Below are 13,017 nucleotides of genomic sequence, written 5' to 3' on the forward strand. Positions count from 1 at the left end.
AGGATTGGGTTTCGCCGATATGACTTTGCCGTACTCCTTTGCAAGAGCATACGACGGACGTGCTTTAGTCATTTCGGATTTGAACGGCTTTTCTGACACATATTCCATCCAGGCCGGCAACAGCATTTACCCGTTGCATCCGACCAAGGAAAATCTACCGCGCCTGCTGACGGGAGGAAACGTTCTCCTCAACCATGATTTTTCGAATGGCGTCGACAACTGGATAGCCCCCGCCGCTCTTCCGCCGACCGTCAATTTCGGGACCGATTTTTCCGAAGACACGCGCCTCGTCGAAATGTCGGCGGCTTACTTGACCGGCTCTACCGCAAGCCCCTCCTTCAGCGTCGTTTATCGCGACCCCCTGTTCGGCGAAGACATTCCGATCGATGCCGGCAGGATGTACGGCTTCACGGGTTTCTTCGCGGCCCATCGCGCACTGGCGCGTGTCGAAGTCGCGTTCTTGAACGCGGACCAGCACGTCATCGACGTCGTTTCCAGCACGGTCAACGAGCACCTGGGTGGCCCGGACCGTGAGAACTGGCAGTTCGTCGATCTGAGGGGCCAGGCACCTGCCGGCGCGGAAACGCTGCGCCTCGGCATTCGTTTCCTTCGCCATCACAACGGCGTGCGGGGAATGAACTTCTTCGTTTTCTTCACCGACCTCGGTCTTCGCATCGGCAACCAGCCCACGTCGGGTGACGGCGGTGGCTTGGAGGACGGCTGGACCCGCAACCTGCTCGCCGTCATCGGCGGCCAGTCGGATGCCAAGGTCTATCAGGCCGAGCTCGACCTGGATCGGATCAACAGCGAGAGATCGACGGTCTATCTTGTCGCGAATCATCAAAGCCAGGCTGAGCAGGCCGTCGTCTACGACGCCATCTCCATGCAGGATCAGAGCAAGGCGGCGCTGACCATCCTCGGGGGTCGAACCCTCAGGGTGAATCTGGACGGCGTGTCGAACTGCAGCCTGTACTGCGATGGCCTGCGATTGGACGGTCTCGTCAGCTGGGGCGAAATCTCGGAACGATACTTCGTTCTGCCGGAACGATTGCTGGACGGGCAGGTCCATCTCTTCGACGTTCGAGACTTCGCCGGCATCGCGTTCCTGTATCGCGACTACCAGTTCGTCCCCTGCCACGTCACCCCCTGGCACATCCTCCAGGAACATACGGCACCGCGCCTGCCGACCCATCTGGCCCCGGCGGCGGCGGACCGGTATCGCGCGCTCCAGGCCCACCTCAGGCATGGGATGGACGCGACGTTCCAGGGGCGCCTGCACCACGTCCATGGCGTGGTCGTCCAGGGCTTCGATTTCAACAAGAACTTCGCCGAGATCGAATTTCCGCGGCACGCCGACCCGCAGGTCACGATCGTCATTCCGGTCCACAACAAGTTCGAGGTCACGTATTTCTGCCTGTGCGCGCTCCTGCTCGCCCACAACAAGACGTCATATGAAGTCGTGGTGGTCGACGATGGCTCGAAGGACCGAACGCTGAAGCTCGACGCCGTCGCCAAGGGCATCACGATCGTCAGGAACGAGATCGGCCTCGGCTTCATCGGCGCCTGCAACAGGGGCGCGCTCGAAGCCCGCGGCAAGTACGTCCTCTTTCTCAACAACGATACCGAGCCGACGGTCGGCTGGCTCGACGAACTCCTGGCGAGCTTCGATCTCTTCGACACCGTCGGGCTGGCGGGCTCCAAGCTCGTCTATCCCGACGGATCGCTCCAGGAAGCGGGCGGCATCGTCTGGGGAAGCGGCAACCCGTGGAACTACGGGCGCAGCCAGAACCCCCACGAACCGCGCTACTCCTACACGCGCCAGGCCGATTACCTCTCCGGCGCGGCGATCATGCTGCCGCTCACCGTTTGGAACGAAGTCGGCGGGTTCAGCGAGGAGTTCAAGCCGGCCTATTTCGAAGACACCGACCTCGCGTTCAAGGTCCGCAAGCACGGCTACAAGACGCTGTATGTCGCCACCTCGGTGGTCTACCATTTCGAGGGCGTCACGGGCGGCACCGACGTTTCGTCGGGGGCCAAGAAGAACCAGGAGATCAACCGGCCGAAGTTCAAGAGCAAATGGGTGAGCGACTATCGCAAGAACGGGCGCGAGGGCGAAACCCCCGACCTCGAGAAGGATCGCGGCATCATCGGCCGGGTCCTGTTCATCGATTTCCAGACGCCCAAGCTCGACACCGATGCCGGAAGCTACGCCGCCATCCAAGAGATGAAGATGGTCCAGGCGCTCGGCTACAAGGTCTCGTTCCTGCCGCAGAACCTCGCCTACCTCGGGCGGCATACCGAGACGCTTCAGCGCCTCGGGATCGAGACCTATTACGCGCCGTTCTACCAATCCATTTCGGAAGTCCTCGAACGGCACGGGCGCGAGTTCGATGCCATCTACATGACCCGTTACTATGTCGCGAGCCATTGCGTCGAACTCGCCCGCCGTCTCGCCCCGCAGGCGAAACTGATCATGAACAATGCCGATCTGCATTTCCTGCGCGAACTCCGCGCCGGTATCAACCTGGGCGATCGCGCGCAGGTGGATCGGGCGCTCCAGGTTCGTGACGACGAACTGGCGGTGATGCGCGATGTCGATCTGACCTTGAGCTACAACGGCGTCGAACATGCCGTCATCATGAGCCACAACCTCGATTCCACCCGCGTCATGTACGTTCCGTGGGTCGAGAAGATCGCGACAAGCGTGGCGCCGTTCGAGGGCCGCTCCGGCGTGGCGTTCCTGGGGGGCTTCAACCACCACCCGAACCGCGAAGCCGTGGCCTTCTTCGTGAAGAGCGTGATGCCGAGACTGAGAAACCTGTCGCCGGCGATGGATTTCAACGTCTACGGAAGCAACGTGTCACCCGACGTCACGGCTTTGGCCGCAAAGGATGTCGTCATCCAGGGATATGTCGAGGACGTCTCCGAAGTCTACGATCACTGCCTCGTGTTCGTCGCCCCTTTGACCAGCGGCGCGGGCATCAAGGGCAAGGTCCTCGGTGCCCTGGCGCACGGCGTACCGTGCGTGCTCTCGCCGTTGGCGGCCGAGGGAATCGGGCTTCGCCACGGCTATGACTGCTTGATCGTCGACGATCCGGCCGATTGGGCGGACGCCGTCACCCGCCTGTCCAAAGACAAGGACCTGTGGACCTTGATGTCCCAGAGGGGACAGGACCTGATCCGCTCGACGTATTCGTTCGAACTGGGCGTCAAGACGATGCGCAAGGCCTTCGAGGCGGTCGGCCTCTACATGCCCTGACCCGTCCCCCGGGGTCCGCCCCGGTTCGGACGCGCTGGTGGAGGGCGCCGGATCCGGCCGGTTGGAAGATCGGCCGGAGTGATTCCGTTTCCGGTCGATCACGTCGTGACGTGGGACATGGGCTTCGTTCGAGCGCCGCGCGGGCTCGCCGATAGGGCCACCGCTTTCATCGGGCGGTGTCCGGGTTCAGCCCGTCCGCGCCAGCGGCGGCGTCCCCCACCCCGACGCGAGGGCGCCCACCTCGACCATCTGGCGCTCGCGGGCGATGAAGGCGGTCGGCATCACGCCCTGCATCTCGGCCTCGATCCGCCGCAGCATCGGGTCGGTGTGGGCCGGGTGCAGGTGGATGATCGCCATGGCGGCGACACCGGCGGCCTGTGCCAGTTCGGCCCCCTTCTGCCAGGTGGAATGGCCCCAGCCGCGGCAGACCGGGTATTCGCCCTCCGTGAACATGCCGTCGTAGACCATCAGGTCGGCGCCGCGCACGAACTCCGTCAGGGCGGGGTCGGGCCAGGGGTCCGAATGCTCGATGTCGCTGATGATGCACAGGCGGCGTCCGCCGTGCTCGAAGCGGTATCCGGTGGAGCCCTGGGGGTGGTTGAGCAGGATCGTCTCCACCCTCATCCCGTCGGAGAACACCAACGGCTCGCCGGCCCGGAAGCCGTGGTGCGCCAGCTTGGCCGGCATGCAGGCGAGGGTGACCGGGAACAGCGGCGGCGAGAACAGCCGGTCGAGGGCGGCGGTCGCGCAGGCGCCGTCGAGGTTGCCGCAATAGGTGTTCACGGTCCGGGTCGGGTCGAGGATCGCCGGCTTGAAGAACGGCAGGCCGGCGGTGTGGTCGAGGTGGAGGTGGCTGAACAGGAGATCGATCTCCTGCGGCAGGCCGGCGCGGTGGTGCAGCCCGCAGGCGTTGAGGCCCGAGCCGGCATCGAGGATGAACAGGCGCTGCCCGCAGCGGATCTCGAGGCAGGGCGTGTTGCCCCCGAACTCCTGGTAATCGGGCCCGCTCACCGGCGTGGAGCCACGCACGCCCCAGAACCGGAGCGACAGGCTACGGTCCCCCAGGGCCGCGACTTCGGCGGCGGCCGCCTCGGCCCGATGATCGCCGAAGGGACCTGTCTCGATGGCGTTGCACTGCGTCATGGACCGTCAACCACTCGCCGCGATCCGTCCGGTCGCGGTCCCATATCCGGTGTTCCGGGCTCGGCCTCTCCTGTGACGGGCGCCGGTGCTGCGACGGGCCCGGGCACGTCGCACTCCGCCCATCATTGGCCTCATCGGTTTCGTCGTCCTGAGGTAGTGATCCGGCCATGCCGCCGATGTGCGTGACCGCACACGGGCCGGAGGCCGGGCGGCGGCTGGCATACCACACGGCCGTCACCGTTGCGCAAGCACCTCCACCGCCCGCGCGGGCGCCGGGGCCGCCGGGGGCACCTGTCCGGCCAGGGTGGCGGCCACCACGGTGGGCAGGGTCTGGGCGTAGCGGGTGAGGAGCGGCGCGAACGGCGCGGGCGCCGCGTCGTAGGCGGGCACGAAGGCCGGCGCCCGCCACGGGGCATGGCGCGAGTTGCGCGCGATCCAGAGCGACCACACCGCCTCGGCGACCTGCACCGGCGCACGCCGGGCGGGGATCACCACCACCTCCTGCCCGGCGTAGGCCAGGGCCTCGGGCCGGCTGAGCATGCCGACGGCGCCGCCCCGGGCCGAGAAGGCGGCCCAGAACGGATGCTGGCCCCCGTCCGAATAGGTGGTGCGCACGGCCGCCACCCCGTCGGCGACGAGGCCGGCGATGCGCGCGTCCTCCTCGGCGCGGCGGGCGGCCACCTCGCGTTCGCGCTGCGGGTCCCTGGAGGGGGCGAAGACGTAGCGCCCGGCCGCGACCCCGGTCACCAGCTCCTCGCCCGAGGCCTCGAACCGGTCCGACCCCTCCTTCAGCTGGCGCCAGAACGGATACTCCGGGTCGGTGCGGTGGCGGGCGAGGTTGGCCGCCGTCATCCGGAAGGGGAAGGATTGGAACTGGAAGGCCGCCTGGCCGCCGGCCAAGGCATCACGGGCGATGGCGAACAGTTCGCCGGCGACCGCATCGGTCATGGCGAAGCACCCCATCGAGGAGCACACGCCGTGCACCATCACCGCCGAACCGGTGTAGCCGTGGGCGCGGTCGTAGGCGTTGGGATAGCCGACGTCGAAAGACAGATAGTAGGCCGAGTTCGGGTTCATCTGCGACTTGGCCACCGTGTAGAACCCCTCGGGGGTCTGGCGGTCGCCGGTCTTGCGCTTGGGGCCGAGCTGGCCCGACCAGCGGCAGATCGGATAGGTCTTCACATGCACGAAGCGACCGCTGCCGGCCCGCTTCCAGACCTCGATCTCGGCTTCCTTCTTGTAGGCCCGGAACAGCACCGGCGCCGCGGCGGTGGTGCCCTTGGCGGCCATCAGCGCCAGGGTCGCCCCCGGGATCGGCGCCAAAGCCTTGGCCGGCTGCGCCGCCGCCTCGCGCGCCAGGCCGGCGACCAGGATCAGCAGCGCCCCCACGGCGACCCGCCCGAGCCGGGCCCACGCCACCGCCGCCTGTGAAGAGGAATCCATACGGGCCCTGGGGGAGAAGCGAACCGCCGGCCCGACACCGGACCGGCCCACGCGCGAACGACTTTTAGGTCTTGCATCCCATTGGGGCGGGAAATGGACGGGGGACGTCGCCTAGCGTGCGTGGTTCATGGCATCCAATAAAGGTTCGGAGCCGGCCTCGTTCCACTTCTTCCCGGACGGTGTCAATCAAGGCTTTTTATCGACCGGATTTCTAAAAACGGACAGACTAAAGAGCGGTTCAAAATCAAATCGCCGATCAAACGTTGAGCCAACTCACCCCACCACCGAAACCACCCCCCGCTCCACCCCCAACACCCGGTCGAACGGCGTGTCCGCATCCAAGAACCCCGCGTCCGGCAGGCAGACCACGAGGCCGGTGCCGGCGCGGGCCGTGCGCAGGGCGGTGAGCTTGGCGCGGACGCTGTCGGGCTTGCGGTCCTCGAAGGCGATGGCGACCACCACGATGTCGGGGCGGCGCACGAGGCAGCGGGCGAGGTCGATGGCGATGCGGGTGCGGGCGTCGATGGCGTTTTCGCCGAGACTCGCGCCGCCGCCGCCGAGACCCGGCTCGACCCGGCTCGACAGGCCGAGCCGATAGACGCCGGGCTCGAGCCCCTGTTCGGAGAGGACGCGGCGCACCAGGGCACGCACCCTGACCTCGGCGCCGGCCTCCTCGCCGTTGATGCGGCCGAACAGGATGTTCTCCTCGAAGCTGGCGGCGGGGTTGAGGAGGGCCGGATCGTAGAAGGCGATGCCGGGGCGCAGGTGCGCCGGCATCATCGCCCGGAACGAGTGGCGGGCGGCCACGATCCGGTCCTCGAAGGCGGCGTCGACGAGGCCGAAGCGGTGGCGGGTCTCGCTGTAGAGGAGGGCGAGCCCGATCAGGCGCTCGCGGTCGCGCTGGCCGGCGGGGCCGCGCCGCCAGCCCCGCGCCTCCGGCTGGCGGGCGACGAGGTCCTCGAAGAAGCCGCGCTCGGCCGCGGGAAACAGCGAGAACGCGTCGAACAGGGGGTGGTCGTCGGGCAGGTCGGCGAAGATCTCGACGGTGGAGCGCGCCACCTGCAGCCCGACCTCCACGAGGGGGCGGGTCAGGTCCTCGGCCTCCAGCACCGCGCGGAGGTAGGGGTGGCGGCAGAGGGCGCCTCCGATGAAGGCGGGGTCCACCGGCTCGCCGAACAGGATGTTCTCGCCCACCGTCGCCTGATGGCCGTAGCGGGCGGGGTCGAACGGTTCGACGAAATGCGCCGCCCCGTCGGCGGCGAGCGCATCGCGCACCGCCTGGCGGGCGGCGACCACGGCCTGCGACAGCAATGGATCGGCCACCGGATCGACGGTACCCTCCAAGCCGCGGGCGTAGACGAAGGCGTCGAGCCCGGTCTGGTGCAGGATGGCGACGAGTTCGGTCTCGGAGGGCACCGCCTCGGGGGCGGCCCCGTAGAGCAGGTTCTGGCGCAGGGTGCCCTCGATCAGGATCGCCTCGGCGCCGGCGAGCGCGATGCGCCGGGCGCGCTCGGCGGGGTCGAGGGCGCGCAGGTCGGTGCCGGCGTAGAGCACCGCGCCGGCGGTGGGCTCGAGCTGGCCCGCCAGGAGGGCGGCGAGCACGCGGCTGCCGCTGCCGGCGCCGCCCAGGATCGCCACGTGGCCGGGCATCGGTACCGTGACGGTGACGCCGGTGAGGCGCTCGCCGGTGACCGGGTCGTAGGCGCCGGCCCCGGCCACCGCCAGAGGCCCCGCCTCGGGAAAGGCCGCACCGGCCGCGCCGGGGGCCAGCCGCGCCTGGAGGCCGCGCAGGCTCAGGGCGATCTCCAGGAACACCGGTGCGGCGGCGACGTGGACCAACCAGAGGCGCAGCACCACCGAGATCGCGACGACGGCGAGCACGAAGGCGCCGCCGGTGGCGGCGAGCGCGCCGACGTCCACGCTCTCGCCCTCGGCCGCCGGCCCGCGCCACAGGGAGGCGGCGAGCGCGATGGCCGGCAACAGGATGCCCAACGCCACGGAGGGCGCCCGCGCGTAGGCCAGGGCCGATTCGGACGCGGTCAGGGCCTCGCGCGCCACCCGCCCCTTGGCGCCGATGCGGGCCCGCTCGAAGGCCGCCGCACCGTGCGCCCGCACCGCCGGCATCCGCCGCACGAGGTCGGCCAGCGCGCGCTCGGCCGCCGCGCTCTCCCGGCGGCGCAGGGCCGAGCGGGCCTCGCTGCGGCGCAGGATCAGCGCCCGGGCGAGCCCGGCCGCGAGCAGACCGAGGGTCACCGCCGGCACCAGGCGCGGCGCGGCGAGATAGGCCAGGATCAGGGTGAGGAGAATCGCGCCGAGGGCCAGCGCCGGGGCCAGGATGCCGAGGCCCAGCAGCATGTCCATCCGCGCGAGCAGCTGGCCGACGAGCTGGGTCAGGCCGCGCACCTCGTCGCGGGCGGCGGCCGGCGCGCGCAGGATCGCATCGGTGACGCGACCGTTGAGGCGCTGGAGCGCCCGCGTCTGCGCGCGAAAGCACAGCCGCCCCACCGCCCAGCCCAGGGCCGCGGCGAGGGTGGCGGCCAGGGCCAGCCCGACGAGGGCGGCCAGGGTGAGCTCGGCCACGGGCAGCGGCCAGCCCGGCACCAGCACCGTCGGCTCCGCCCGCCCCGGCCAGGCGACGACCACCCGCAGGAACGGCACGATGCCCGCCTTGGGCGAGACCAGCACGGCGACGAGGTCGCGCAGGCACAGCAGGGTCGCCAGCGCCAGCGGGCCGCCAGCCCCCAGGGCGAGGGCGAGGGCGAGGGCGTGCTGGCGTCTCGCGGAATGCCAGGTGAAGAGGATCGGCCCGCGTTCCATCCCTGCCCCTGAGCGCCGCTGTCAGGGCCCCTTAGTGGATTGCGGGTGGGGGGAAAAGCGTGTCGGCGCACCTGACCCGCGCGCCGGTCGCCTCGCGGCATCGCCCCGGGCGCGGTTTCGCCCTACATCGCGTCGTCATGACCGATGCCTTCGCCCTCGACCCGCGCCTCTCCGCCGACACCGTACACCTGGGCGATCTCGCCCTGTGCAGCGTCCTCCTGATGGACGACGCCCGGTTTCCCTGGCTGGTGCTGGTGCCGCGCCGGGCGGGCGCCAGCGAGATCACCGACCTCACGCCGGAGGACGGCGCCGCTTTGATGGCCGAGATGCGCCTCGCGGTGGGCGTGATGCTCGCCCTGGCCAAGCCCGACAAGGTCAACGTCGCCGCCCTGGGGAACGTGGTGCCCCAGCTCCACGTCCACGTGGTCGGGCGGTTCCTGTCGGACCCGGCCTGGCCGGCCCCGGTCTGGGGGGTGGGCACCGCCTCCCCCTATCCGGCCCATGCCCGCGCCCAGATGGTCGAGCGCATCGCCACCCTGTTCGCGGCGGCCTGAGCCGATGGCCGATCGCCCCGACCACGGCCTCGGCTATGCCCGGAGCCGCCTCGTGCGCCACTCGGCCGAGCGCGAGGCGCCGCCGTTTCCGCCCGAGGCCGCCGAGGCGCTGACCGTCTGCGTCGCCCCCGACGGCATCGTGCTGTCCGGCGACACCGCGCTGCTGAGCCACGACCTCGCCCCCGGCGCGGGCGAGCGCAGCCTGACGATCTACCTCGGCCGGGTCGACGGGCGCCCGGTCTTCGCCGCCGCACTGACGGCAGAGGCCGGTGGGCGCTTCGACGTCGTGGACCTGCGCTCCCTCGCCTCGGCCGGCCGCGTGGCGCCGGACGAACTCGGGGTGGTGGCCACGGCCCGGTCGTTCCTCTCCTGGCACGCCAGGAACGGCTTTTGCGCACACTGCGGCACCGCGACCGCGGTGGTGGCGGCCGGCTTCAGGCGCGACTGCCCGGCCTGCGGCGCGCATCATTTCCCGCGCACCGATCCGGTGGCGATCATGCTGATCACCCGCGGCGACGCCTGCCTGCTCGGCCGCGGCCCGCATTTCCCGCCGGGCATGTACTCGTGCCTCGCCGGCTTCATCGAGCCGGGCGAAACCATCGAGGACGCGGTCCGTCGCGAGAGCTTCGAGGAGGCCGGGGTGAGGATCGGCGCCGTGACCTACCTCGCCTCACAGCCCTGGCCGTTCCCGTCCTCGCTGATGATCGGCTGCGTCGCCGAGAGCCTCACCGAGGCCATCACCCGCGACGCCGCCGAACTCGAGGACGCGCGCTGGTTCTCCCGCGACGAGGTCACGGCGATGATCGCCGGGGCCCATCCCGGCGGCCTTTCAACGCCGCCGCCGATGGCGATCGCGCATCTCCTGATGCGCAGCTTCGTCGCGGGAACGACCGTCGCCGCTTACGAGGAATACTTCACCGAGCAGCCGTAGGGCTTGGAGGTCTTCACGCTCACCGGCTTGCCGGCCGCGACCTCGGTCAGCGCCGCGTCGACGTAGTTCTTGGCGGTCTTGAGGTCGTCGAGGTTGGCGGTGGGCTTGTCGTCGATGGCCCCGTTGTAGACGAGAGTGCCGTCCCCGGTGATGACCACCATCTGCGGCGTGGTGCGGGCGTCGTAGGCCTTGCCGACGGTGCCCGTCGTGTCGAGCACGACGGCGGTGGGCGCGGCACCGCGCTCCTGGGTCAGGCGGTTGGCCTCCTGGCCTTCGACCGCGCCCTGCTCGCCGGGGGCGGAGGAAATCACGGTGAGCCAGACCACGCCGGCCTCGGTCCACTTCTTCTGGAGGGCCTGCATCGCCTGCCCGCCGTACATCTTCTTCACGAACGGGCAGTCGTGGTTGGTCCATTCGAGCACGACGGTCTTGCCGGCGTAATCGGACAGCCGGACGGCCTTGCCGTCGGCATCGGTGGCGGTGAAGACCGGGGCCGGTTTCCCGATCTGGGGGCCCGCGGCCTTCGCGGCAAGCGGCAGGGTCAGCAGGGCGGCGGCAACGGTCAGGGTCAGGCAGCGGCGGCGCGTGGTCGTCATCACTCTCACCTCGTCAAGGTCGCATCGAAAGCCGCGCTGCGGTCGGCGACGGCCAGGGGCAAAGGCTCCAGGGCGGCAAGGACCGCGCCCTGGGTGAGGATCTGCGGCAGCACGGCCGGTGCGGCTCCGCTGCCGTAGAGGAGATAGAGCGGCACGCCGTTGCGGCCATGCTTTTCCAGAAGCCGGGTGATCTCGGGGTTCTGGTTGGTCCAGTCGCCCTTGAGGTAGGTGACGCCGCGCGCCTTGAACGCCGCCTGCACCGCGTCGGTGCGCAGCGCCGTGCGTTCGTTGACCTGGCAGGTGATGCACCAGGCCGCCGTCATGTTCACGAACACCGGCTTGCCCGCGGCCACCAGGGCGTCGAGGCGGCTCTGGGTGAACGCTTCCGTGCCGCCGGCGACAGCCGTCCCCTCCGCCCGGTCCCGGTCGAGCCCGAGGGTGAGGGCGGCGACCGCCACCAGGGCGGCCACGGCCGCCCCGCGCCCGATCGCCCGCCCGGTCGGGGCGGCCGCGCCGGCCTTCTCCCAGGCCCAGGCGGCGAACCCGACGAGGACGAGGCCGAGGAGGGCCGAGAGCAGCCCGGTCGAGCCGACCTGCTGGGCCAGCACCCAGATCAGCCAGGCGGCGGTGGCGTAGAGCGGGAAGGCGAAGGCGCCCTTGAGCACGTCCATCCAGGCGCCGGGCCGGGGCAGGCGCCGCACCGCCGCCGGCCAGGTGGTGAGCACGAGGAACGGCAGGGCGAGGCCCAACCCCAGGCTCGCGAACACGGTCAGCGCGACGCCGGCCGGCTGCGTCAGGGCGAAACCCACCGCCGAGCCCATGAAGGGAGCGGTGCAGGGGGTCGCCACCACGGTCGCGAGGACGCCGGTGAAGAACGAGCCCGACAGGCCGGACTTGCGGGTGAGCCCGTCGCCGATCCCGGCGACCGAGCCGCCGAGGTGGAACACTCCGGACAGGCTCAGGCCCATGGCGAACAGGAGGTAGGCCAGGCCCGCCACCACCAGGGGCGATTGCAGCTGGTAGCCCCAGCCGATCGACGCCCCCGCGCCCTTCAGGGCGATGAGCAGGCCGGCGAGCCCCAGGAACATCGCCAGCACCCCGGCGGTATAGGCCAGCCCATGCAGCCGCACCCGCGCCGGCGGCTCGCCGGAATGGCGCACGAGGCTGAGCACCTTGATCGACAACACCGGGAAGACGCAGGGCATCAGGTTGAGGATGATGCCGCCGAGGAAGGCGAGTCCGGCCGCCCCCCACAGGGTCAGGTCCGCCTCGGCGGGCGGGGGCGTCGCCACGGCGGTGTCGGCGGCGGCGGGCACGGCCGAGGCGGGCGGCGGGGGTGCCTCGCCGAGGGCGAACGACCGGGCCAGGGTCCCCTCCGGCGTCACCTCGTCGAAGGTGAGGACGCCGGGCAATTCGGCCGGGGGGGTCGCCTCGATGGTGGCGCGCGTCAGCGTCAGGCGCAGGCCGCTCCCGTCGACCGCGACATCCTGCGGGGCGGCGTGTTCGACGGCGGTCTCGGCATAGGGGAAGAAGGCGACGTTGCGGATCGCCTCGGGCGTCAGGCCGGGAGCCTCGAGGCTCACCACCAGCCGCTCGCCGTCCCGGCTCAGGGACGAGGGCCACGGCGAGGGTTTGGGCAGCGCCGCGCGGGCCTTGGCGAACAGGGCGCGGTTCTGCGGGTTGGGCGCGGCACTCGCCCCCTCCGGTGCGACGGGGACCGTCAGGCGCAGGTCGGCGGTGCCGGGCACGCATTCGCGCTCGCACACCAGGTAGCTGAGGCGGCCCGACATGGTCACGGGCTTGCCCGGCGCGAGATCGGCCGGGGGCGTCACCGTCGCGAGCAGCACGACCTCGTTCTCGAAGCCGAAGTTGACGAGGTGTGCCACCGGGATGCGGCTCGGGGTCGGCCAGTCGATGGCGCCGGCCGAAAATCCCTGCGGCAGGGTCCAGGCCATCTCCGGCGGCAGGCCGGAATCGCCGGGGTTGCGCCAGTAGACGTGCCAGTGCTCCCGCATCGCCATGCGGATGCCGATCGCGAACGGCTCGCCCGCCCGGATCGCGCCGGGCTCGGCCACCAGGCTGGCCTTGACGAGATCGGCCGGGAGCTTGAGGCCCTGGGCCGAGGCGCCGGACAGGCCGGCGATGGCGATGAGCAAGAGGGCGAGAAGCCGGGTCATCCGCGTCCTTCGGTTACACGCCTCTCCTCCCCCTTGCGGGGAGGAGTTGGAGGTGGGGTGGCCGGGGGACCCTGCGTCGAGACCGGGCGAACCACCC

8 protein-coding genes are annotated in these 13,017 nt (G+C 70.4%); 3 read left to right on the forward strand and 5 right to left on the reverse strand.

From position 1 onward, the window contains the following. The first annotated feature begins 4 nt into the window (after nucleotides 1–4). Entirely contained in the window at nucleotides 5–3,259 is a 3,255-nt protein-coding gene (locus ASF39_RS01620) for a glycosyltransferase (protein WP_162240566.1), read from the forward strand. A gap of 186 nt (nucleotides 3,260–3,445) precedes the next feature. On the opposite strand, the gene ASF39_RS01625 is transcribed toward ASF39_RS01620, so the two are convergent. The 3 genes from ASF39_RS01625 to ASF39_RS01635 all read right to left on the reverse strand — a co-directional run bounded on the left by ASF39_RS01625 (nucleotide 3,446) and on the right by ASF39_RS01635 (nucleotide 8,662). Further along, nucleotides 3,446–4,402, reverse strand: a complete 957-nt coding sequence (locus ASF39_RS01625; protein ID WP_082494284.1) for an MBL fold metallo-hydrolase — start codon at nucleotides 4,400–4,402, stop codon at nucleotides 3,446–3,448. A gap of 234 nt (nucleotides 4,403–4,636) precedes the next feature. Then, nucleotides 4,637–5,845, reverse strand: a complete 1,209-nt coding sequence (locus ASF39_RS01630; protein ID WP_056280630.1) for a murein L,D-transpeptidase family protein — start codon at nucleotides 5,843–5,845, stop codon at nucleotides 4,637–4,639. A gap of 273 nt (nucleotides 5,846–6,118) precedes the next feature. Then, on the reverse strand, nucleotides 6,119–8,662 hold the full coding sequence (locus tag ASF39_RS01635) for an ATP-binding cassette domain-containing protein (RefSeq protein ID WP_056280633.1): 2,544 nt from the start codon (nucleotides 8,660–8,662) through the stop codon (nucleotides 6,119–6,121). Nucleotides 8,663–8,799: 137 nt separating this feature from the next. Here ASF39_RS01635 and ASF39_RS01640 point away from each other — a divergent pair, with 137 nt between their 5' ends. Next, nucleotides 8,800–9,216, forward strand: a complete 417-nt coding sequence (locus ASF39_RS01640; protein ID WP_056281110.1) for an HIT domain-containing protein — start codon at nucleotides 8,800–8,802, stop codon at nucleotides 9,214–9,216. A gap of 4 nt (nucleotides 9,217–9,220) precedes the next feature. Continuing rightward, nucleotides 9,221–10,147, forward strand: a complete 927-nt coding sequence (gene nudC, locus ASF39_RS01645; protein ID WP_056280636.1) for an NAD(+) diphosphatase — start codon at nucleotides 9,221–9,223, stop codon at nucleotides 10,145–10,147. On the opposite strand, the gene ASF39_RS01650 is transcribed toward nudC, so the two are convergent. Further along, nucleotides 10,117–10,743: a thioredoxin family protein gene (locus ASF39_RS01650; protein WP_056280639.1), complete on the reverse strand. Its 627-nt coding sequence runs from the start codon at nucleotides 10,741–10,743 to the stop codon at nucleotides 10,117–10,119. The two genes, nudC and ASF39_RS01650, sit on opposite strands and share 31 nt — an antisense overlap. A 5-nt stretch (nucleotides 10,744–10,748) precedes the next feature. Beyond that, nucleotides 10,749–12,920 (reverse strand): protein-disulfide reductase DsbD domain-containing protein, encoded by a 2,172-nt coding sequence (locus ASF39_RS01655; RefSeq protein ID WP_056280641.1) that lies wholly within the window; start codon nucleotides 12,918–12,920, stop codon nucleotides 10,749–10,751. Nucleotides 12,921–13,017 lie beyond the last annotated feature (97 nt).

This window comes from Methylobacterium sp. Leaf108 (genome assembly GCF_001423265.1).
Classification (GTDB): domain Bacteria; phylum Pseudomonadota; class Alphaproteobacteria; order Rhizobiales; family Beijerinckiaceae; genus Methylobacterium.